This window comes from Oceanobacillus manasiensis, from assembly GCF_000724085.1.
Lineage (GTDB): Bacteria > Bacillota > Bacilli > Bacillales > Amphibacillaceae > Oceanobacillus_B > Oceanobacillus_B manasiensis.
The window spans coordinates 1,321,752-1,343,860 of the sequence record NZ_CCDL010000001.1 but is presented as its reverse complement, the minus strand read 5'-3'; the positions used below and the strand labels follow the sequence as shown (position 1 = coordinate 1,343,860).

The 22,109-nt window shown below is 38.3% G+C and carries 20 protein-coding genes; 8 read left to right on the top strand and 12 right to left on the bottom strand.

Features of this window, described 5'->3' with window-relative positions; all coding sequences use genetic code 11:
• Positions 1-105 precede the first annotated feature (105 nt).
• From BN985_RS06720 to BN985_RS06710, 3 genes are all read right to left on the bottom strand, one after another.
• A complete protein-coding gene (locus BN985_RS06720; RefSeq protein WP_042221994.1) occupies positions 106-588 on the bottom strand; it encodes a hypothetical protein in 483 nt (160 codons plus the stop codon).
• Between the two features lie 145 nt (positions 589-733).
• Positions 734-1,390, bottom strand: a complete 657-nt coding sequence (locus BN985_RS06715; RefSeq protein WP_042221992.1) for a hypothetical protein — start codon at positions 1,388-1,390, stop codon at positions 734-736.
• A 42-nt stretch (positions 1,391-1,432) separates the two neighbouring features.
• Positions 1,433-2,176, bottom strand: coding sequence for an alpha/beta fold hydrolase (locus BN985_RS06710; protein ID WP_042221990.1), 744 nt, complete (start codon positions 2,174-2,176; stop codon positions 1,433-1,435).
• 265 nt (positions 2,177-2,441) lie between these two features.
• Between BN985_RS06710 and BN985_RS18990 the strand changes: the two genes are divergently transcribed.
• The 3 genes from BN985_RS18990 to BN985_RS06700 all read left to right on the top strand — a co-directional run bounded on the left by BN985_RS18990 (position 2,442) and on the right by BN985_RS06700 (position 4,660).
• Positions 2,442-2,618: a hypothetical protein gene (locus tag BN985_RS18990; protein ID WP_156960086.1), complete on the top strand. Its 177-nt coding sequence runs from the start codon at positions 2,442-2,444 to the stop codon at positions 2,616-2,618.
• Positions 2,619-2,855: 237 nt separating this feature from the next.
• The gene (gene solA / locus BN985_RS06705; protein ID WP_042221988.1) at positions 2,856-3,986 is read left to right on the top strand and encodes an N-methyl-L-tryptophan oxidase; all 1,131 of its coding nucleotides are present in this window, start codon (positions 2,856-2,858) and stop codon (positions 3,984-3,986) included.
• 272 nt (positions 3,987-4,258) lie between these two features.
• A complete protein-coding gene (locus tag BN985_RS06700) occupies positions 4,259-4,660 on the top strand; it encodes an effector binding domain-containing protein (protein WP_042221987.1) in 402 nt (133 codons plus the stop codon).
• A gap of 125 nt (positions 4,661-4,785) precedes the next feature.
• Here BN985_RS06700 and BN985_RS06695 read toward each other — a convergent pair whose 3' ends face one another.
• Positions 4,786-5,262 carry a DinB family protein gene (locus tag BN985_RS06695; protein ID WP_042221984.1) on the bottom strand — a complete coding sequence of 159 codons (477 nt, stop codon included), beginning with the start codon at positions 5,260-5,262 and terminating at the stop codon, positions 4,786-4,788.
• Positions 5,263-5,350: 88 nt separating this feature from the next.
• On the opposite strand from BN985_RS06695, the gene BN985_RS06690 reads away from it, so the two are divergent.
• Positions 5,351-6,043: an ArsR/SmtB family transcription factor gene (locus BN985_RS06690; protein WP_042221983.1), complete on the top strand. Its 693-nt coding sequence runs from the start codon at positions 5,351-5,353 to the stop codon at positions 6,041-6,043.
• 87 nt (positions 6,044-6,130) lie between these two features.
• Here BN985_RS06690 and BN985_RS06685 read toward each other — a convergent pair whose 3' ends face one another.
• The 3 genes from BN985_RS06685 to argH form a co-directional block, all read right to left on the bottom strand.
• On the bottom strand, positions 6,131-6,610 hold the full coding sequence (locus BN985_RS06685; RefSeq protein ID WP_198029981.1) for a CPBP family intramembrane glutamic endopeptidase: 480 nt from the start codon (positions 6,608-6,610) through the stop codon (positions 6,131-6,133).
• A 472-nt stretch (positions 6,611-7,082) separates the two neighbouring features.
• The gene (locus BN985_RS06680; protein ID WP_042221979.1) at positions 7,083-8,225 is read right to left on the bottom strand and encodes a glycerate kinase; all 1,143 of its coding nucleotides are present in this window, start codon (positions 8,223-8,225) and stop codon (positions 7,083-7,085) included.
• 289 nt (positions 8,226-8,514) lie between these two features.
• On the bottom strand, positions 8,515-9,924 hold the full coding sequence (argH, locus tag BN985_RS06675) for an argininosuccinate lyase (protein WP_042221977.1): 1,410 nt from the start codon (positions 9,922-9,924) through the stop codon (positions 8,515-8,517).
• Between the two features lie 244 nt (positions 9,925-10,168).
• On the opposite strand from argH, the gene BN985_RS06665 reads away from it, so the two are divergent.
• The 4 genes from BN985_RS06665 to BN985_RS06650 all read left to right on the top strand — a co-directional run bounded on the left by BN985_RS06665 (position 10,169) and on the right by BN985_RS06650 (position 14,830).
• Positions 10,169-11,362 carry an ROK family transcriptional regulator gene (locus tag BN985_RS06665; protein WP_332257479.1) on the top strand — a complete coding sequence of 398 codons (1,194 nt, stop codon included), beginning with the start codon at positions 10,169-10,171 and terminating at the stop codon, positions 11,360-11,362.
• 291 nt (positions 11,363-11,653) lie between these two features.
• Positions 11,654-12,955, top strand: a complete 1,302-nt coding sequence (locus tag BN985_RS06660; protein WP_042221974.1) for an extracellular solute-binding protein — start codon at positions 11,654-11,656, stop codon at positions 12,953-12,955.
• Between the two features lie 61 nt (positions 12,956-13,016).
• Entirely contained in the window at positions 13,017-14,003 is a 987-nt protein-coding gene (locus tag BN985_RS06655) for a carbohydrate ABC transporter permease (protein WP_084157461.1), read from the top strand.
• A gap of 17 nt (positions 14,004-14,020) precedes the next feature.
• On the top strand, positions 14,021-14,830 hold the full coding sequence (locus BN985_RS06650) for a carbohydrate ABC transporter permease (protein ID WP_042221972.1): 810 nt from the start codon (positions 14,021-14,023) through the stop codon (positions 14,828-14,830).
• A gap of 69 nt (positions 14,831-14,899) precedes the next feature.
• Here the strand turns inward: BN985_RS06650 and BN985_RS06645 are convergent, their stop codons facing one another.
• The 5 genes from BN985_RS06645 to rpiB all read right to left on the bottom strand — a co-directional run bounded on the left by BN985_RS06645 (position 14,900) and on the right by rpiB (position 22,008).
• The gene (locus BN985_RS06645; RefSeq protein WP_042221970.1) at positions 14,900-17,404 is read right to left on the bottom strand and encodes a PIG-L family deacetylase; all 2,505 of its coding nucleotides are present in this window, start codon (positions 17,402-17,404) and stop codon (positions 14,900-14,902) included.
• A gap of 386 nt (positions 17,405-17,790) precedes the next feature.
• Complete coding sequence (tkt, locus tag BN985_RS06640; protein WP_042221968.1) at positions 17,791-19,797, bottom strand: transketolase; 2,007 nt, start codon at positions 19,795-19,797, stop codon at positions 17,791-17,793.
• A gap of 17 nt (positions 19,798-19,814) precedes the next feature.
• Entirely contained in the window at positions 19,815-20,477 is a 663-nt protein-coding gene (gene fsa / locus BN985_RS06635; RefSeq protein WP_042221966.1) for a fructose-6-phosphate aldolase, read from the bottom strand.
• A 66-nt stretch (positions 20,478-20,543) separates the two neighbouring features.
• Positions 20,544-21,491: a class II fructose-bisphosphatase gene (gene glpX / locus BN985_RS06630; protein WP_042221965.1), complete on the bottom strand. Its 948-nt coding sequence runs from the start codon at positions 21,489-21,491 to the stop codon at positions 20,544-20,546.
• Positions 21,492-21,516: 25 nt separating this feature from the next.
• The gene (gene rpiB, locus BN985_RS06625) at positions 21,517-22,008 is read right to left on the bottom strand and encodes a ribose 5-phosphate isomerase B (protein WP_042221964.1); all 492 of its coding nucleotides are present in this window, start codon (positions 22,006-22,008) and stop codon (positions 21,517-21,519) included.
• Between the last annotated feature and the right edge of the window lie 101 nt (positions 22,009-22,109).

Here is a 22,109-nt window from a genome sequence, read left to right as displayed (position 1 = left end):
ACAAAAACAAACTACTTCGCAAGGACACAGATTAAGAGCAAAAAAAATAGTCTAATGTTTCTGCTATCCAACAGAAATTAGACTATTATACAATATTTATTTCACCTAATCCGGTCCGACCACACAAATTCTTTGAACCAGGCATGCTCTTATATCGAAATCCCTTATTACTTCCACATTTCCTCCACTGCACGGCATAATACGGACGATAACTGGATTGCCTATTTCGTCCGTACTCCAAACTAGAGTAGGGCAACGCCTTACAATGCCATTTTCATCCATATAGTTAAACAGATGTGCTAGTTGATTTAGTTCGCTTATTGTAGCAAGGCGGTAACCAGATCCTAAGTCTACACACTGATTGACTGCGGTTGCATACGTTACGTTTTCTGGAACGTAGGTATATATTAAACCACTCTCATCATCGTTATTATTTGCAGCAATCTGCATTCTAGTTGCTTGACATTGAGGCCCTTCACATGGTGTTAATTGCTGGGGACAATTTGGAGTTTCCTCTGGCTTACAACAGCACGGATAAGAACAGCAACAACAGCAAAATACCACTGTCTTTTTAACATATCTAGTCATCCTACTTCACCTCCCTACACTTACTATATTCACAGAGGGAGACAAGCGGGTGTGTCCTGCAACCAGACTATAAGTGGAATCCTATTAAATTTCAAATACACTTTCCGCCATTCTCGCAAACCAACCTAGTATAAAGGAACATTTTTCATCGCATGTGCTCATAATGCTTCTTCGTCACCACTAATAAAAGCATTAAAAGTAGCTCAAATCCGTTCGTGACTGCAGAACTCGCAAAATTAAATGGAATCACATTTAACACAAGAATGATACATAGAGACACAAACATCCATGGCCATTTCGTCAATTTCCACAGGATGATACTCGTTACGAGTAACAAGACCATAACCAATAAAATCATGATAGGTGGACCTGAAGAGGATTCTACTGTGTTATAGCGCAGCACTCCATATTCCCACACCGGCTCTAGCGTTTTGTTAAGGATCCCTGTTTGAATTTCATAGACGATTAAACCAACGGTGAACAGGATAAAGCTACCTAAGGCAAGCCCGCTTTTTCTCCATTTAGCACTTGTTAAACGCAATAATCCTAACGCATAAAGGACAAGTGTCGGTGTAATAAAGGCATGAATCCAATAGCGCATTTCGTTTAAGAATGCCAGAAATTCCCCTTCCCCGATAAACTTGCCACTTGCGATGACGGCATTATCAAAAATAAGCCCGATAATTACAAGATGAACGAAAGATCGTAAGGACCAGCGGAACTTAGATGGTGTAGAGCGCAAACTCCAAATAAGGATTATCACATAAGCCATAGTGTAAAAAGTGTAAAGAAACGTATCCATTTCCATCCTCCTTTTAGGCTGAATTAAAGAATACCTATTACATTAGTTTTCTGGTTCCTCTTGTTGGGCTAGCCATTCTGTGATCACCTGCATGATCTCATCCTGCTGCTCATCAACCGAAATCAATGCTTTCTCATCACCTTTTTGCGGCCCGTAAACGCCAAACTGTGCGTGATTTCCTCCCTTAATCTCATGCATGACTGCTTGTTCAGATAGGAGGTGTTTCGTATCATTTATTTTATCTGGAGTTGATAAGCCATCATGCTCTGCATAAATGGAAAGCATCGGCATGGCTACGTCCGAGAAATCTGTATTGTCACTCGGGTAGGATCCTAGTAAGATAACAGCCTTTACTACATCCTGATTGTCCATAGCGAAACTTGTTGCACCAATTCCTCCTAATGAGTGTCCAGCTAGATACCAATGTTCCAGTTTAGGATGCTCTTCCATTATTTGCTCCGCCTTGTTTAAATCCAAAATCGCGAGGTTTAAACGAAGGTTGGGAATGGCCACAAGGTAACCTTGCTCTGCTAATTGCTTACCATAATAGCTATACGCTTCTGGTTCCACCTTGGCTCCAGGATAAAGGACAATTCCTGTGTCGGCTTCTTCTTCAGGCTCGAATAAAAGCCAGTCTTCTTCAGATAGAATGTCCTCTTTGTTCACAAGTTCGTATAACGTATCTGAAGCATCGTAGGTTTGTTGTGCCCAATAATAAAAACCTCCTGCTCCAATTAGGAGTATCGCTAACAAAACTAAGAGGGAATTTTTCCATATCTTTTTCATTTGTATTCTCTCTTTCTTATTATTAGTAGATATTTCTAAGTTGCTTTACCTTCCTTAGTTATATCATAGCCAAAATAGCTTATCAATTGATAAGTTGATTACAAGAAAGAGGTTGGAGTTAATCCGAATTAGCCTACTCCCTTTCTTCGAATAGCCAACAAGACTCATTTTTTCTTTATGTAGGGATTATTACATTTACTTAACAGTAGGTTAATGAAGCTAATTTATACTATAAGGGAATCAAACTTTTGTTAGGAAGGTGATTATGTTGAAAATGAAGAAATTAGCTATTGCATCTTTAACAGCAATCCTATCCACTAGTTTATTAATTGGTTGCTCTGATGATGAGGACAACCAGGAGGACCCAGCAACAGAAGATTCTACAGAACAAGAAGATCAAGAAACAGGCGAGGATACAGAGGAAAACGAAGACGCGGAATAAAGTATAAGATAATAGAAAGGCCTTCACAATTAATGTGAAGGCTCTTTTTTTTAATAGATACAAGTGACTACTAAAATTATAAATACATTCCTGCATCAACGACTGCCACTATCATCAAATTACCATAGAGAGGTTACCAGAATAGTGATTAAAGTGACTAGATACAACTATTCGTTTCCGTTATAATCTAATGAAAAATGTTTGTTGTAACTGCAACTATTAAAGGAGGGAAAGGCTATGAACTATGATGTCATTATAATTGGTGCAGGGTCCATGGGAATGGCAGCGGGTTATTATTTATCCAAGAGTGGGAAAAGGACGCTATTATTAGATTCTTTTAACCCACCACATAATAAAGGGAGTCATCACGGGGACACAAGAATTATTCGCTATGCTTATGGTGAGGGAGAAGAATATGTTCCCTTTATCCTTAAAGCACACGAGTTATGGAATGACTTAGAAAAGGCTTCTGGAAAGCAATTATTCACCCAAACTGGCGTACTAAATGTAGGTAAGGAAGAATCTGCTTTTATCCAAAACATTATCTCTAGTGCTAAAAGTTATTCCTTGCCACTTGATGTAATGGATGCTAGCGCTGTGCACGATCGTTGGTCTAGCATTACGTTACCTGACGATTTTATTGGCTGTTTTGAACCAACTTCTGGGGTACTAAAAAGTGAGGAAATTATAAAAGCATATCGAGAACTTGCTGAATTGAACAGCGCTACCATTCTCACAAATAGTAGAGTAAAAGATATTTCCATTCGAGACGATAGTGTAACAATCAAGACAGACGAACAGACCTATTACTCCGATAAGTTAGTTATTACCGCAGGAGCCTGGTCAGGGGATCTACTTTCCATGGTAGATTTAGATCTCCCTTTGACAGCCGTAAGAAAGACATTTGCTTGGTTTGATGCGAATGAAACGTTCTATAATCATAACAATTTTCCAGCCTTTGCCTTCGATACAGTACAAGGAACGTATTATGGCTTTCCTAGTATCGAAGGGTCAGGATTAAAGGTCGGTCGTCATGATGGTGGAAACCCCATCCGTCCAGATGATTCACTCGTTGATTTTGGAGAAATGGCAGAGGACGAAGGTGATTTGGCACGATTTCTAACTCAATACATTCCTAATATTTCGCAATTGAAGTATGGTAAGACCTGTATGTATACACATACCCCGGATGATAAATTTATTATAGATCTGCATCCTAAGTACTCAAACGTCGCCATTGCAGCAGGGTTTTCAGGTCATGGATTCAAATTTAGCAGTGCAGTTGGACAGGCCTTAAGTAACTTGATTATTTCAGGAAAAAACGATGTAGATATTTCGCAGTTTTCGATTAATCGGTTTAGAGATTGATTTTTTGCTAGTGAATAGAAGGTCTTAATAAAGTGAAACTTCAATCAGTGGGGGTTTTCATTTTTCTCCCCACTGATTATTAGTTGAACGAATCGGGGTGTTAGCGTCCGTTTACTCCCACTTCATGTTTCGAAGTGGGAGTCTTACGGACGGTTGCTCCGGGAGAAATTCAATTACTAGCCCAACACCCACAGTAAGAATATAACTATATAAAGGAATATCGTAAAAAAAATCGAATTGCATAATTAATAATATATAAAGGAGTGGTATTGATGGAGTTGAAAATTTTAAATAGGGTAAGGACAAATAATTTTAATGATAAGCAAGTCCTGCAAAAAATTACAGATCTTTGGAAAGGTGCCTCTACCGATTTATCCAAGCATCAAGGAAATACATACGGTTTGTATCATGAATACGAATCCAATTATAAAGGGGATTATTCATTAGGGATAGCTATTGAAGGAAAAAGCGAAACAACGGTCGTTATTCCTGATGAAGCAAAATACGAGGTATTCCATGTCAATACAGACGAAGAGCAAGGGATTTTTAACAAATGGAATGAAATATGGAAAAAGGAAGAAAATGGCCAATTAAAACGAGCATATACATATGATTTTGAGAAGTATTATCAAGACGGCAAGATTGAAATTTATATTGCGATTGAGGAGGATTAGTCTCTTACAGAAGAGGGCATGGTGGTGACATAAAAAAGTCACCACTGCGCCTTTTAATAATTATCTGAACTCGTCTCCCCTATGTAGCATTACTTTTCCAATGCTTCCAGATTACCGTATATATACTAATCCCATATATTTGTTCTTTCCACACCCGCTGTACGCAAATAATCTAACAGTTGTCCCATGTGAACCGATTCATGATAAGCGATTCTGAGAAGCATATCCCCAAGTGTCCGAATATAACCTGCATCAGACCGATCTATTTGTATGTTTGATAACTCATCGCTACGGAGTGAGTTGATAAAATGCAAGAATTTTTGTCTATATGGCTGAGCAAACTCTAATTCTTCCTCAACTGTGGTAAAATCTTTTGTTCCATATGGATTATAAATGTCATCGAGATTTGAAGATCCTTTATTTTCTAATATGTGGTGATAGAGATACTCCCCCTCCAAGACGTGCCTTATCATTTCTTTGCAAGACATCGCTTCCGAATCTGGGCGCCAGTCTAGCATATCAGCAGGGATAGAGGTCCATACCTTTATACTACGTCGACGAACCTCCTCAAAATTCAAGACAATTAAATCATTACTATTCATTTCTTCTCTCCTCCTTACGTTTCTACTATACTATCATGTAGAAACTTCGGTTATAATCGAAGTATGAATGTTTTTAGGAGGAATGAAGATGGGAAGTAGACCAGATTTTGCCTATGTCGCAAAATTGATGGGAGATCCATCGAGAGCTGCTATGTTAGATGCCCTTCTTGGATTAGATGGACTACCAGCAACGGATTTAGCAAGAAAAGCGAATATTTCATTGCAAACAGCTAGCGGGCACTTAACGAAATTAGTAGAAGGAAACCTTCTTCGTGTCGAAAAGCACGGCCGGCATCGGTATTTTCGTCTTGCTAATGCTGATGTTGCCCAGGCACTAGAAACGTTGACTGTCATTGCCCCACCAGCACAAATTAAATCCTTAAAAGATTCTTCACGTGCAGACAAACTTAAAATTGCCCGTACGTGCTATGATCACTTGGCTGGAAAACTAGGGGTAACCTTGACCGAAGCATTTATGGACAAAGGATATTTGGTCGCGGATCGAGATGATTTCCTTGTGACGGATAAAGGTGAGAAGTTCTTTTATGACCTCGAAATCGACCTTCATGCTTTGAGACAAAAAAGAAGGGCATTTGCCCGAAAGTGCTTAGATTGGAGCGAAAGACGATACCATCTTGCAGGTGCTTTAGGAAATGCTGTTTTGTTGCGATTGTTGGACCAGGAATGGGTGGAAAGACTACCCGATAGAGCTGTAAAAATCACAAAAAAAGGCGAAGCAGCATTATATGAAAAGTTAGGTATAATTGCTGGCCAGTTGTAGGTAGGTAAACGGAAGTGCTATATTCATTAAGAAATAAACGCTTATTTTTTGGTTTCCTTAGAGGTTAGTCTAACGACAGTGAGCCCCTTAATAAAACACCGAAACCAATAGATTATACAAAGAGTGAATAATGATGACAGACCAGAGAGAATTAGATCGTTTGTATATATAACCAAATAACATACTCAACACAAAAGAAGTCGTGATAGCAGTCAAAATATAAGGGAATACAAATAAATCTTTATAAATCCATATGGGAAAATGAATGGAGACAAAGAGTAGACTTGTGACCACATTTGCATTCCAGAACCGGAAGGACTCCCTCAACTTTCTTAGTAAAAAGCCTCTAAATACGATTTCCTCTATAATCCCAACTAGTAAAATGGTATTGAGCCAATCATGAAGGGTTAGATTGAACGTAATACTCTTATTCAGAACTCCAAGATGAACGACAACGAAATAGAGAATTAGTGCTAAAGAAGCCAATCCAGCCCATGTTAACCCTTTTTTCCAATTACGAGATAGCCCTAAATATAACAATGCTTTCTCTCTTTCTACCGTTTTCACTAAAAACACCACAGGGAGAACCCAAATTACTATTTTAATGATAGCGGCTAAAATAGCCCTTGGTATAGGATCCAAAGTGTCTAAATACTGAACAAGCCATAATTCACGAACAGACCATAAAACGAAGAATGCAACAAAATATGCCCATACATAATTTAATTTCGTCTTTGTATCTATTTGGAGTTCCTCCTTATTTGAGAGTATAGTTAAATATTTAATTCTACACTATCTACCAAAATCCTGGTTATGTAATAAGTTATTTCCTCTGAACGAACAATGTAAAAACGAAAAGACATAAGCCCGAACACAATATCGGACTCATGTCTAACAACTGGAATAAATGGGTTAACTTTTTGGTAACTTCATAGATTTACTTGGTTCTCTCTTTATGTATTTCAAATTCATCTTGATTAGTTGCTCAGAAAATTAGGGGACTGCTCCTAATTTCCACCTTTTATTAAAACATCATAGTCTACTGTTTTAAACTTTTAATTAAGCGGAATATCTGGTTCACTGTAAACCTTAAGTTTTGAAAAGCAGTCTCCTCTTCCATCGCTTCTTTCAGAGACATTGGAGCATTTAAAATGGAATAACAAGTGGTAATTCCTTCATTGTTTAGAATGTATTCCTCTGTATTAATACTACCCGCCAAGCCAATAACAGGAATACCATGTTCCTTAGCCAACTTCGCTACACCTATGGGCGCCTTGCCCATTGAAGTTTGCCTATCGAACTTCCCTTCCCCAGTAATAACGAAATCTGCCTTAGATATATAATCACTTATGTTATTAGCTTCTAATATTGTGTCTACTCCTGATTGTAAATCTGCATGAAGAAATCCTAAAAAAGCTGCACCTAATCCACCTGCAGCACCTGCCCCTTCAATATACTGAATATCGATTCCTAAATCTCTTAGAACTACTTCAGAAAAATGTTTGAGTCCATTGTCTAACTCTTTAATCATTTCCTGTGTAGCTCCTTTTTGAGGACCGAATACATGAGCTGCGCCACTTTCCCCATGAAGGAAGTTATTTACATCGCAAGCGATGCGAAATGTGCACTGCTTCAAATGAGGATTTACATGATCTGTGTTTATTTTTTGAATATCTAATAATGCTTGCCCACCTAGACCAACCTCTTGGCCTTGAGCGTCTAGAAAACGAAATCCCAATGCTTGAAGCATACCGATTCCTGCGTCATTTGTAGCACTTCCACCTAATCCAATAATAAAATCACGACATCCTTCATCCATAGCATGGGAGATGAGTTCCCCAACTCCATACGTAGTGGCCTTTAACGGATTGAGTTTTTCTGGTGGTATAAGTGGAAGTCCACAAACCGTTGCTACCTCAATAATGGCTGTCTTACCGTTACCAGAGAGACCATACTTTGCTGAAACTTTTTCATTTAAAGGCCCAGTCACATTTTTTTCTAATATATCACCTGAAGTAGCCTGTACGATAGATTCTACCGTGCCCTCTCCACCATCAGCTAAGGGAAAAGTAAAGATAGTTGCTTCTTGAAAAATATCTCTAACTCCAAGAGAAATCGCTTCGCTCCCTTTAACAGAAGAAATGCTGCCTTTAAAAGAGTCAATGGCGATTAAAATATTCATATTATGCTCTTCCTTACTTCATTTTCGTTCAACAATAGTCCTTATTTAATCAAACAAAACACTAACAGAAGCATTATTGTGAATTCTTAATACCGCCTCAGCCAGAAGTGGTGCAACGGAAAGTATTTAAATTATTTTTCCCGGTAAATGTTGTAGACAGCTAAAAGACCCAAAACAAGAGAAACAAAAGGAAAAAGCCTTCACTCTCCCGAAGACTTTAAACTTATTCGAAAATCATACAATCAAGAAATAAATTTAACTAAATACGTCATAGAAACCCCAAATAAATTCAGAGAACTTCCTCTTTCCTCCGCTCTATCATCTCTAACACAACCTTGGGATTTGTTCCACCTGTTACTTTTCTTCTTTCAATAAAGTGTTTGGGATCAATGATAGACTGCCAATCTCTATCTTCTAATATAATATTCTCTAGCCATTCGTTTACTTTAGATAACGGAATTTCATAGAGTTCTTTATTTTCTCTATCTGACTGTTTTGCTATTATGCTTGCTTTTTTATGTGCCGTTCTAAAAGGGATACCATAATCCCGGGCTAGCACGTCTGCAAGCTCTGTTATTGTAATCAAATTTTCTCTTGCTTGCTGATAAGCTCGTTCTTTATTGAAATCTAATGTAAGAATAACAGCCCTCATTAAGCTTATAACTCTTGTCGCCTTTTCGTACCCAGCATACAAATGGGGTTGCAAATCATCCTCCGTATCGTTTATGTCTCCATAGGGTGTGTTATGAATCATATGAAGTACAGCCATTCCTTCAGCTGCAGCACTGCTGGCAATGGCACGGGAGTGTTCAATGGAAACCGGGTTTCTTTTTTGTGGCATAATGCTACTTACCTGTACGTATGCATTAGAGACTTTTAACAATCCAACTTCCTTTGAAGCCATTCGTAAAAACTCCTGGATCCACCTGCCCATGTTTGTCATAAGACTTATCAGCGTCTGGGCTGCTTCAATTAAATAATCCCCAGTACCGATTGCATCATAAGAGTTCTCTATTAATCCATCAAACTCTAGCAACTCTGCCATTCGTTCTCTATTTATTGGAAAGCCTGTGGTAGTGATGGCAGCTGCCCCCATGGGTGATTGATTTACAGTCTGATATGCGCGTTGCAACCTTGTAATATCTCTGGATAGGTTATCGTAAATGGCAACAAGATAGTGTCCAAAAGTAGTTGGCTGAGCAGGTTGGGTATGGGTGTGGGCAGGCATGATAGACTCTACATGCTGTTCTGCTTGATATAGAATGACGTGTCTTAACTTTTCTGCGTTTTCAATAGTCTGTTTTAGGTAGTTACGGATCACAATGCGATACATTGCTTCTCCCATATCGTTTCTACTTTTGGCGATATGCATTTTACCTGCTAATTCATCACCAATATGTTCGCCAATTTTGGATTCTACTAGAAAAAATAAATCTTCATATTGCGCTGAATACGTTAATTCCTCTTTTTCAAGGTTTTCAACCAGCTTTATTCCTTCTAGTATTTTAGTACATTCCTCTTTCGTAATAATTTTTTGTTCAGTTAGCATGATGGTATGTGCTTTATGTATTTTAAACATCGCTTCGAATAAATAGTCTTTTTGGTCTTGAAAGAGGGGTTTTAATAAATGTTCAACATACGTTTTTCCTGGAAATTCAATTCCTTCCGTCGATTCAAATTCGCTTTTTAAATTATCCATCCAAGCAACACCTCATCACTTTTAAAGAGATTTTAGTTTGTAAGATTTACTTACAAACAATTCCCCACCATTGTATATAAAAGCCCTTACATTGTAAAGAACTAATTATTTAGAAAAATTTATAAATTACAAATGTAAGCGTTGACATAAAATAACCAAACTAGTAATATATATTTTAATTAATAAGTAATCTTTACTAACTTATTAGAAATGAATAGTTAACTAACTTAGAGGGGAGGGAAAAATCATAATTAATCGTAACATCCAAGCAAATTTACCTAACATAAAAAACCTGAACAAAAGAAAAATCTTACATTACATTCAAAGAAATCAAGGAAGCTCACGGTCTGACATTTCTAAAGCTCTAAATATTAGTAAGCCAACTGTATCCAATTTTGTTGATGAGCTCATAGCAGAAGAATGGGTTAGAGAGAAAGAAAGTGAGAAAGGAAGTTCCTCAGGTGGCAGAAAACCATACCAGTTATTCTTTAATGAAAATGCATATTATCTAATTGGGGTAGATATAGGAGGCACCTCAGTAGAGATAGCCATTATGAATTTGGATGGAGTGATTGAAAACAAAATGTCTATTGAAACGCAACGGCATGTAGGTAGCCAACTTATCCCCCTTATAGCTGACACGATTAAAAGCATGATTAAAGATAGCCAACTTACGTATGATCAAATATTTGGAGTAGGTGTCGGCGTTCCCGGTATCACGGATGTAGATAACGGAGTGGTAATTGATGCTCCTAGTGTTGGATGGGAAAATGTACCCTTACGTAACCGACTTGAAGAACTCCTTCCCTTTCCCGTTTACCTTGACAATGATGTGAATATTGCTGCACTTGGCGAGTTATGGAAAGGAGTTGGAGAGACGAATAGCAACTTTTTGATGATAACCCTAGGTACTGGAGTTGGGTGCGGCATCATAATTAATAGCCAGCTTTACCGAGGTTCATCCTATGCTGCAGGTGAGATAGGTTATATGGTTACAGATAAGAAAACAGCCGAAAAAAATTATGAACACACTTTTACTGGGTACGGTTTTTTAGATAACCATGTTGGTGGCCCTTCCATTACAAGAAGAATGAAGAATTATTCTAGCGAAGCTGGTAATAGTGAAACTTGGTCAGCAAAAAAGGTGTTCCAATCTGCAAAAAGTGGAGATGAAATTGCTCTAGAAGCTCTTAATGAGCCTTTATCTCATTTGTCCTTTGCACTAATTAATGCGATTTCTTTACTTAACCCAGAAAGGATTGTTTTAGGTGGTAGGATTTCAAAATCTATGGATCAATTTTTACCATCTATATCTGCAACAATCGATAAACACATACCAATACAAACAGAAATTGAAACAACAAGCGTTACGGATGTTTCATTGTTAGGAGCAGGTTATTTGTTGCTAATGGAACACGAGTCTATATTAAAAATTTAATTATGTCCCACTATATGTGCAAAAAGATCCCCATTGTTACAGTAGAACCTTTCACCACGATCACACCTCTAATTATATAGAAAAAGGAGTACCAAATGCAGTCCAATTGCCCTTTGAAATTCTTGGATAAAAGAGCAGCAAGATTATTACCAACCTGTTAATTCACTAAAGAAAACTACAATCTTATTACCTTCACCCAACAACGTATCTTTGGGCTACAAGTTCAAGATAATGAGAGAGTAATACAGAAAGATTCTAAAGTATCTTTAATTATTTAAGGGAGGTTATTTAATGTTAAAGAAATGGAAATTTGCACTGTTGGGAATCCTTATTTTGCTTATACTGGCTGCTTGTTCAGGTAATGAAGAAGAAACTTCTGGAAGTGGATCAGAAGATGGTGAAGAAATCACTCTGACTTACTGGCAATATGCCTTTGATTCTAAGGTTAGCTTAATGGATGAATTAATTAAGGAATTTGAACAAGACAATCCCGGAATTAAAATTGAACAAACAACCTTTCCTTACGATCAATACAATGAGCAAGTAGCAGCTCAAGTACCAGCTGGAAGAGGACCAGATGTAATAAACTTATTTTACGGCTGGGTACCTTCTTATGTAGACGCTGGTTATTTACAACCTCTACCGCAAGATGCGTTCCCACATGAAGAAATAGAAGATGAATTTTTCCCATTGGTAGATGCTACAAAAATTGATGAAGAATACTGGACTATTCCTACTGCGGTAAGAACATTGGCCTTGTTCTACAATAAAGATCTGTTTGAAGAAGCTGGCCTAGATCCTGAATCTCCACCAGAAACGTGGGATGAACTTCAAGATTATGCAGTTCAATTAACGGAAAGAGATGATAATGACGTTTTAGTAAAATCCGGTATGGCATGGCAACCTGATCAACAAGGGCATCATTGGCTTAGAGACGGCTTAACTTATCAAGCTGGAGGAAGCGTTTTGAGTGATGACCGTAAAGAGGTAGCTTGGGGTGAAGGCTCAGAAGGTTTTGAGGCATTTGAATACTGGTTGAGTTTTCCTGGGGAACTTGGGACATCTGAGCAAGGATTCTATACGGATGATGTAACAGCTTTTGTGACAGAAAATGCAGCAATGAATATTGATGGGTCCTTCCGAGTAGGGACACTTCAAAAAGATGCGCCTGATTTAAATTACGGAATTGCACCACTCCCAGCTCAAGATGAGCAATCAACCAACGCATCATTCTGGACTAATGGTATCACTGCTGGTGTAGAAGGCGAAAAACTGGACGCCTCTGTTAAATTTCTTGAGTTTTTAACTAGTGATGAAGTAATGGAAAGATGGTTAGAGGCTACAGGCGAGTTGCCTGCAAAAGAAGCAGTCGCGATGCAGGATAAATTCGCCAATGACGAAATATATGGTCCATTTATTGAATCTTTACCTTATGCAAATGCACATTTCTTCGTCGATGAATCAAGAGAGCGAGATCTAGTAATTGATGCCGCTAATAAAGTCTTATTAAACGGAGAGGATCCTGAGGAAGCCTTTAATGAATTAGTTGAATCCACGCAGGAACTCTTTGATGACTATTGGAGCGATAAATAAACTTTTTTAAGGGATTGAAGGTCATTACCTTTGATCCCTATTTTCCAAAAGGAGGTGCACTATGGGCCAAGTAAACCCTACACCAGATTATGATGAACAGAAAAAGAAAAAGCCAGAGCGCAAAGACGGGCACAAACCTTCCATCTTCTATAAATTAAGGAATAACTATAAATATCAGAAGTATATTTTCATATTCAGTTGTTTACTGCTGCCGCTCATCTTTTTTATTGGCATACGGATCTTGCCCACTTTGTTCACTTTTAATGTTGGTTTTAGAGAATGGAACCTTCTTTCAACTGGCGATCGTCCCTTCGTTGGTCTTTCAAACTTTGTAACCTTATTTAAGGATGAAGTTTTTCTTAAATCTCTATTAAATACTTTTATATATATTGTAATTGGTGTAATTGGTCAATTAACGATTGGAATAATTGTCGCCCTTTTGCTTCATAAAATTAAGCGGTTTGTTGGTTTGTTTAGGGTTATTTACTTTATTCCATATGTAACAAGTATTGTTGCCATTAGCTGGGTTTTTCAATGGCTTTTCATGAGCAACGGGTTTATTAATGATTTCTTAATGAACTTAGGGTTTTCACAACAACCTTTCTTAAACTCACCAGACCAAGCAATTTTTGTAATATCAGCAGCTATGATCTGGCAGTCTATTGGATTTCAAATGGTTTTATTTTTAGCTGGGTTATCGAATATTCCAGATATGTTATATGAAGCGTCTGATATTGATGGGGCTACTCCTTGGCAGAAATTCTGGCATGTGACAGTACCATTACTCAACCCAACGATTGTATTTTCATCCATAATTGGAATGATTACGTTCATTCAAGTTTCTTTCACGCAAGTTGTAAACATGAGCATGGATGGAAGTGGTGGACCATTAAATTCCACCATATCCGTGGTAGTTTATATTTATCAACAAGCCTTCCGACAATATGACATGGGAACGGCTTCCGCTGCAACTGTAATATTGTTTCTATTTATTATGTCCTTGACCATTTTCCAAATGAAGGTACTAACAAAGAAATTTGATTATTAATAAGGGAGGCGGAGAAAATGAAACCGGGGAAATTTTTACCTTATATAATTCTAATAATAGGTGCAATTGTAATGATTTTTCCATTTATTTGGATGCTATCCACTTCCTTAAAAGCACCAATGGACATCTTTAACCTGAATATAATTCCTGAGAGTCCTACCTTAGCTAACTATATTAGAATCTTAGAAGAGAGTATGTTTGTTAAGTGGTTTTTAAATAGTCTTATCATTGCAGTAATCACGACAATTAGTGTCATTTTCTTTGATACACTTGTCGGTTACATTATAGCCAAATTCAACTTTTTTGGGAAAAAACTATTATTTATTTTAATTCTCAGTACTTTAATGGTACCTGTTGAAATGCTAATTATCCCTTGGTATATGATGAGCTCAGAATTAGGCTGGACAGATACATATTGGGGAATTTTGTTTCCAGGATTAATGACTGGGTTCGGTGTATTTTTAATGAAGCAGTTTATGGAACAGATCCCTGAAGATCTATTGAATGCTGCGCGAATTGATGGGATGAACGAGTTTTCGATTTTCTTTAAAATAGCCGTTCCCCAGGTCTGGCCAGCAATTTCTGCTTTAGGTATATTCTCATTTCTAAGTAACTGGAATGCATTTCTGTGGCCATTAATTGTAACCGAATCTCCTGGTATGCGAACGTTACCTGTCGGATTGTCATACTTTTCTTCAGGTGAAGCTGAGTCACAATGGCATTTAATCATGACTGGAGCGACCATTTCCGTGATTCCTTTAATTTTGGTATTTATCTTTCTACAGCGCCACATTATTAAAGGAATTGTATTAACTGGGATGAAGTAATTTACCAGTTCCCTAAAATAAAAAGGAGCATCTCCCCGGTAAATTTAACCTGGAAGATGCCTTTTTTTGTTACTCTGCTGTGTAGCTGATTAGGTTTGTAAAAATCCGGTAGGCACCGGGGACTTGATTATCAATTTGACGGTAAAATACTAAATTCGTATACGTATACGTACCCTTTCCATAATCCGCTGATAGTATCCCACTAGTAAATGGTTCTTCATTTGGGTCAGACATGCTGACAAAGGTTTCATAACGGTCATCCCAATTCATAGGAAAGTAAAGGCCTCTCTCCTGAACCCAATTATCCCAATCGCTATCCGTTATCGAGTTCGGATAGTTGAAAAACGCATGCTCTGGTTGAGTTACTGTCACATCAGCAGCCTCATCTGTAACACGCCATTCAATGGATGGACTTCCTATCTCTAATGAATATGGTGCCGTATTATCTGGATCCCAGTTATCGCCTGGTTTATGATATTGAACGACAAAATGCCCACCATTTTCTACATATTGTAGTAATCTTTCATTGTTTTGCACGAGATCTTCTCTGGAAAGGTAAGCCCTAATTCCCGAAACAATCGTATCGTATTGTGATAAGTCCCCAGATGCAAGATCCTCTTCTGTGAGTTTGGTTACATCAATACCTGCCTTAGACAAATAATCTGCCACTTCGTCAAATCCACTTTCAATATAACCAACTTTAAGGTTATCTGGCTTTAACAACTCGAACGCTACCGTATTAACAGTAGACGGATATTGATGATAGGCATCGTTAATATGGTCGTATTTTATTTCTTGAACAGTGGTATTATACGTTTCCCCATCTGCATGTGCCACCACATCCAAGGAAAAATCTCCTTCTTCTATATCAGCTGGTGGACTTATATAGAATACAACCTCTTTCTCTTCAAGTCGTTCTGTAAAGGATACTTCTTTATGTGCGGTGTCACTTGTCCAACCCTCAGGCAGACTTAAGGCAACTTGTGCATTCTTCACTCCGTTAAAATAGTTTTTCACATTAATCGTCACAGGAATATCTTGTTGTACGTCTGCTGTATTAATCGTTAGTTTATCTGGATCTGCCTCTAGACTAAGATCTGGAAGGACGGCAACAGTATTATCAAACTCCTGTGTTTTAGTTGTCGTTGTACCTTTTTCTTTAAATGAAATTTTTATTTGCAATACAGATTTTCCATATGGTTTGTAATATTCTTGGTCTTCCGCTACTTTAATGTTGAAAACAACTGTTTCGGACTGTCCAGGATCTAAGTGTTTAAAATTCTGTTCCTTTTCGACCACCCAATTTTCTGGGGTAAGCAAGGATGTATCAACATGTTTTATTTTTTCATTTCCTTCATTAGAGACGATCATGGTTACTTTCGTTTCTTCATCTTGCGTTAAAACGGTTGATTCGATCTCCGTGTTTATATGAAGTCCGGAAGATATAAAGCTTACTTCCTGTAATTGTTCTTTTTTAAGTGCTAGTTTATGAATTAAATCGTTTTTGGCATTCTCATGCATCTTACTTCGTTCCGTTGCTTTCAACAATTTATCTACATCTTTGAGAGCATGCTGGGTAACAGGTAAAATGTCTTCTTTATTTGGATAAAGTTCTACTATTTCATCAAGGTCTTGTTGCAATCTCTCTAGTTTTTTACCTAACCCTTTATTTGGCACTATCTCCGCCCAATCAGCCAAGTTATATGGAACACCAGAAAAGAACTTGCCAGTTTCATGATCTACTGCGGATGTAACGAGCTCTAGGTGGGTTTGCCTAGGTTCTGCTGGTATGTCTCTTCCCATCCCTTGACTCTTATGCATATACCTTGATTCTTCTCCAAGTTGTGGATAAGTCATGCCATAAATAGGGTCGTAATCACCTATTTCAATAGAGGTTGTTGCCGTTTCTTCAGAGGCAGCAGGCAGATATAATTTCTTTACTTGCCAAACATCCAATCCCTCTTCTAGCTGCTCAGGGTATACAGAGGGGTCTGCTGCATCTTCAAATGCCCGATGAGTCAGGACTGTGATTGCTCGATGATGGCCATGCTGACTTTCAACATCTCGGAAAGACGGCATCACAATATCTGGTTTATAGGTCCGGATTAAGCGAATGAATCGTTCATATGTCAGATCTTCTCCCCACTTTTCTAAGGTTTCTTCCGGAGACTTGGAGAAACCGAAGTCATAAATCGGATCAGAGGTGGTTTCACTTAAGTGGTATGCTTTTACTCCGGTTATTTCTGACGCTTCAATCATTTCATTTGATCGAATAATACCGAGTCCATTCCCTAATTCCGTTCCAATTTCATTTTGTCCTCCCTCGCCTCGGTTTGCTATCATACTAGAAGTTTGTACACCTAGACCACGAGATAGGTATGCAAGAAAGTCACTGCGTTCATCATCTGGATGTGCTCCGGTATTCAGGAAGCTAACTGTAGTACTTAGTGGTTTCACTGCATTCCATAGATCTACATCCGGGTTTTCTTGCTCCTCGTTTGCTAGTGAACTTTGCAATGGTAATAGAGATAAAACTAACAGTACGGACAAAAACACTAAGAAAAACTTTTTCATAAAATGAAACCCCTTTCATTTTTATTCACAAAGTAATTCTTATTTATTCTTACCTCCTTTCCTTATTTTTAGTTGGTTAGTAATTTTTATTTACTAAATATTCAAAAATTACCTTGTGCCAGAATCGTACCATTTTTTCGATTATTTAGTAAATATTATAAAAGAACTAATTAAAAAGACATTGTAGTTAGAAAGTGGCGGGGGAATTGGACTGGGGGAAATGTGGGGCACATAATGGGATGGAAAGCATTAAGATCCTCTGATTAATAGCCTATTAGATTACTGTTAATATTAAAAGAACTTCAGTCTCAAACTACTGAAGTTCTTTCTATGATCCCTTTTTATTGGTAACTATCATTAAGCTAACTAATCCACTTAATAATATCTTACTTTACCAATTGCTCTATATGCTCCACAACATTTTCCACAGTAAAGCCATATTCCTCAATCAATTTCTCACCATTCCCTGAAGCCCCGAATGTGTTTATCCCTAGTACTTTTCCTTCTGTACCTACATATCGTTCCCATCCGAACGGAGAGGCCATTTCCACTGCAAGTCTCTTCTTCACATTTGGCAAAATAACAGAGTCCTTGTATTCTTGGTTTTGTTCCTCAAATCGATCCCAAGATGGCATACTCACCACAAGCACATCGATATCTTTGCCTCTTAATTCTTGTTGCGCTTTTATAGCTAAGTGAACTTCAGATCCAGTCGCTAGGACTAATGCGTCTGGTGTATCTTTTTCAGACTCACTTACGACATAAGCCCCTCTTTTGACACCTTCATACGCTCGTTCTTTCGTACTTTCAAGTGTTGGGAGGTTTTGACGAGATAAGACTAGTGCTGTTGGCTTATCCTTCGAAACGACAGCTAGTCTCCACGCTGCTTGTGTTTCATTACCATCAGCCGGGCGAATCAATGATAAGCCTGGCATGGTACGATAGGATGCCAAATGTTCAACTGGCTCATGTGTTGGTCCATCTTCACCAACAGCAATAGAATCATGTGTCCACACGTACGTAACTGGTAATTTCATCAAAGCTGACAGTCGTACTGCTGGGCGTAGGTAATCACTGAAAACAAAGAACGTTCCACCGAATACATTTAATCCACCATGCAAGGCCATTCCGTTTAATGCCGCAGCCATCGCAAACTCGCGGACGCCAAACCAAATATTCCTTCCAGCATAATTATCTTTTGTAAAATCTTCTACATCATTAATTGTCGTTTTGTTAGATCCAGCTAAGTCGGCACTCCCACCAAAAAAGTTTGGTACCGTTTTAGCTATAGCATTTAAAACTTCACCTGAGGAAGCACGACTAGCAAGTTTTTTTCCAATCTCATATGTTGGTAAATCCTTATCCCAGTCACATGCTAATTCTCCATTTATCGCTAATTGAAGTTGTTTTCCTTCTTGGGGATAAATATCCTTATAATCTTCCACTAGTTGGTTCCATTTTGCTTCGGCTTGCGTGCCTTTTTTTACGACTTTTTCATTGAAATCGGTATACACTTCATTTGGAACGTGAAAAGGTTCGTGTGACCAGTTGTAATGTTGTTTTGTAAGTGTCACTTCATCCTCACCAAGTGGTGCACCGTGTGAAGCAGAAGATCCAGACTTATTAGGAGAACCGTATCCAATGACTGTTTTCACTTCAATTAGTGTTGGTTTGGAAGTGTCTTGCTTTGCTTGTAGAATAGCCTCATGGATTGCATCTAAATTATTCCCATCTTCTACGCGTATCACTTGCCAGCCGTAGGAGCGGAAGCGTTCTTCCGTATTGTCGGAGAACGACCTGTCCAAATCTCCATCAAGTGAAATATCATTGGAGTCATATAAAACGACTAGTTTTCCTAACCCAAGGTGACCAGCAAGTGATGCTGTTTCATGAGAGATTCCTTCCATTAAATCACCATCCCCAACAAGGGCGAACGTGTAATGGTCCACTACAGGAAATTTTTCTTTGTTATACGTTGCCGCTAAATGAGCTTCTGCCATTGCCATCCCTACGGCTGTCGCGACACCCTGGCCTAGCGGTCCTGTCGTTGTCTCTACCCCGTCTGTGTGATGCACTTCAGGGTGGCCTGGAGTTCGAGAACCCCACTGACGGAAATTCTTTAAATCATCCACGGTAACATCATAGCCTGACAAATGAAGTAAACTATATAACAGCATTGATCCATGACCTGCTGATAACACGAAGCGGTCGCGGTTAAACCATTTGGAATGCTTCGGGTTATGGGTCATGAAGTCTGTCCATAATGTGTATCCCATCGGTGCTGCACCCATCGGTAGCCCTGGATGCCCGGAATTCGCCTTTTCAATAGCATCTATTGAAAGTGTGCGAATGGTATCAATCGATAATTGTTTAATAGAAGTAGCAGTCGTCATACTCTCTCATCCCTTCTTTAAGAATGTGCATTAGAAGTCTTTGGAACCTTTTCCCAATCAGCTAAAAATTGCGCAATACCATTATCAGTTAATGGATGTTTCCATAACTTAGGTAAAAGTGAACCTGGAATGGTCGCAATATCTGCTCCAGCTAAAGCTGCTTTTTCTAAATGACCGATCGTTCTCACACTAGCTGTAATAATTTTAGCATCGTAACCATAATTATTAAGTGCTACTTTTAAGTTCTGTATAAGTTCTATCCCGTCTTCCCCCATATCATCTACTCTTCCGACAAATGGGCTAACATAGGTCGCACCAGCTTTAGCAGCCATTAATCCTTGAGCAACGGAGAAAATCAACGTGACATTCGTTTTAATTCCTTCATTTGATAAAGTGTTAACTGCCTCAAGACCAGCCTCAGTCATTGGGATTTTCACAACAACATTTGGAGCCCATGTTGCGATATTTCTAGCTTCTGCAACCATTTCTTCTACCGTAAGTCCAATAACCTCCGCGCTTACTGGGCCGTCTATTACACTACAAATCTCTTTTATCGTTTCCTCAAAATCTCGGTTCTCTTTTGCAATAATCGTAGGATTAGTGGTAATTCCATCTACAAGGCCTAAGCGATTAATTCTTTTGATTTCCTCAAGGTCTGCTGTGTCTAAATAAAATTCCATTTTAAAATACCTCCTGTTGTTCTAAAATAGTGTGTACACTTCATCATTCTCTTTTTGCTTACACCTTTAAACCGTCTGTAGTATTGGATACGTACTTTTAACATATCTTACTTGTTTATCCATTCCATTCACGAGTATAGAATGCGTAATATAGTTTTCGTGCTCGGTCTGAATTCCATTAACAATTAAATTATCTGTGATCCCTGTTGCAACAAATACACAATCATCCGTACTTACTAAGTCATTTTGAGTTAAAACGTTTTCAATATTCGTTATCCCCATCTCATGACATCTTCTTATTTCGTCATCGTTTCGGGGCAATAGCTTTGCTTGCATTTCTCCTCCCTGACAACGAACAGCTGCTGCTCCTAGTACTCCTTCAGGTGCTCCGCCGATTCCGAAGAACATATCCACATCAAAATTTTCAATACAAGTAGCTGTTGCGTAAATGACATCACCATCATGAAACAACCTAACCTTAGCTCCAGCTTTACGAATTCTATCAATATATTCTTTATGCCGAGGTCGATCCTGTATGAGAACATTTAATTCTTTCACGTCTTTACCTATTGCGTTTGCTACAGCTTTCAAGTTCTCTTCTATTGGAGCATCAATATCAATTTTCCCTTTTGCTCTCGGCCCTACAGCAAGTTTCTTCATATACATATCTGGGGCGTGGAGCAACGTACCTTTTGGCGCTGCTGCAATAACGGTTATTGCATTCCCTTGCCCATTCACAGTAGGAGTTGTTCCTTCAATTGGATCTACCGCTATATCTACTTCATGACTTCCGCCTTTTCCTAGCTTTTCTCCAATATAAAGCATTGGTGCTTCGTCAATTTCACCTTCGCCGATGACAATCGTACTATGCATTTTCATTTTATTTAAATTCTCTCGCATAGAATTTGTAGCAGCTGCATCAGCTGCAATCTTATCGCCACTACCAACCCATGGAATAGCAGCAACAGCAGCTGATTCGGTTACTTTTAAAAAATCTAACAACAAGGATCGCATATATTTCTCCCCTCAGTTAACAAATTTAGTTGACGCCGCAATTACTACCTGCTACTGCATCTTTATAATTTTGACTAACAAATTGCTGTTCTCTTTCCACAATCTTATCTACTTTGCGTTTAGAACCCTCTGCCCAAGCTACGTTTAGGTATGCATGCACAACTTTTTTCGCAACTTCTGGTCCGACAATTTGTGATCCAAGCGTAAGAATTTGTGCATTGTTACTTAGCTGTGCTCTTTCAGCAGAATATTCATCATGTGCTAAAGCTGCGCGAATTCCTGGATATTTGTTAGCTGTAATACATACACCAATCCCTGTTCCACAAATCAAAATACCACGATCTACCTTTCCTTCACTTACTGCCTCAGAAACGTCAAATGCAACATCTGGATAATCTACTGCATCTTCAGAATGGCATCCAAAATCAACTACCTCATGCTCTGTATCTTTCAAGGACTCTTTAATTGTTTCCTTCAATTGAAATGCGTTATGGTCACTACCGATTGCGATTTTCATTATTTAAAAACTCCTTTCATGATTTCACTAACTTATTTTCATTTTATACCATTTATTATTTTTGTTCAACTTTTATTTTCATTTACTTTCATATTTGACCA

Coding starts and splice junctions, on each gene's coding strand:
- BN985_RS06720 (WP_042221994.1), bottom strand. CDS start 588: ATGACTAGATATGTTAAAAAGACAGTGGTATTTTGCTGTTGTTGCTGT.
- BN985_RS06715 (WP_042221992.1), bottom strand. CDS start 1,390: ATGGATACGTTTCTTTACACTTTTTACACTATGGCTTATGTGATAATC.
- BN985_RS06710 (WP_042221990.1), bottom strand. CDS start 2,176: ATGAAAAAGATATGGAAAAATTCCCTCTTAGTTTTGTTAGCGATACTC.
- BN985_RS18990 (WP_156960086.1), top strand. CDS start 2,442: ATGTTGAAAATGAAGAAATTAGCTATTGCATCTTTAACAGCAATCCTA.
- solA (WP_042221988.1), top strand. CDS start 2,856: ATGAACTATGATGTCATTATAATTGGTGCAGGGTCCATGGGAATGGCA.
- BN985_RS06700 (WP_042221987.1), top strand. CDS start 4,259: ATGGAGTTGAAAATTTTAAATAGGGTAAGGACAAATAATTTTAATGAT.
- BN985_RS06695 (WP_042221984.1), bottom strand. CDS start 5,262: ATGAATAGTAATGATTTAATTGTCTTGAATTTTGAGGAGGTTCGTCGA.
- BN985_RS06690 (WP_042221983.1), top strand. CDS start 5,351: ATGGGAAGTAGACCAGATTTTGCCTATGTCGCAAAATTGATGGGAGAT.
- BN985_RS06680 (WP_042221979.1), bottom strand. CDS start 8,225: ATGAATATTTTAATCGCCATTGACTCTTTTAAAGGCAGCATTTCTTCT.
- argH (WP_042221977.1), bottom strand. CDS start 9,924: ATGGATAATTTAAAAAGCGAATTTGAATCGACGGAAGGAATTGAATTT.
- BN985_RS06660 (WP_042221974.1), top strand. CDS start 11,654: ATGTTAAAGAAATGGAAATTTGCACTGTTGGGAATCCTTATTTTGCTT.
- BN985_RS06655 (WP_084157461.1), top strand. CDS start 13,017: ATGGGCCAAGTAAACCCTACACCAGATTATGATGAACAGAAAAAGAAA.
- BN985_RS06650 (WP_042221972.1), top strand. CDS start 14,021: ATGAAACCGGGGAAATTTTTACCTTATATAATTCTAATAATAGGTGCA.
- BN985_RS06645 (WP_042221970.1), bottom strand. CDS start 17,404: ATGAAAAAGTTTTTCTTAGTGTTTTTGTCCGTACTGTTAGTTTTATCT.
- tkt (WP_042221968.1), bottom strand. CDS start 19,797: ATGACGACTGCTACTTCTATTAAACAATTATCGATTGATACCATTCGC.
- fsa (WP_042221966.1), bottom strand. CDS start 20,477: ATGGAATTTTATTTAGACACAGCAGACCTTGAGGAAATCAAAAGAATT.
- glpX (WP_042221965.1), bottom strand. CDS start 21,491: ATGCGATCCTTGTTGTTAGATTTTTTAAAAGTAACCGAATCAGCTGCT.
- rpiB (WP_042221964.1), bottom strand. CDS start 22,008: ATGAAAATCGCAATCGGTAGTGACCATAACGCATTTCAATTGAAGGAA.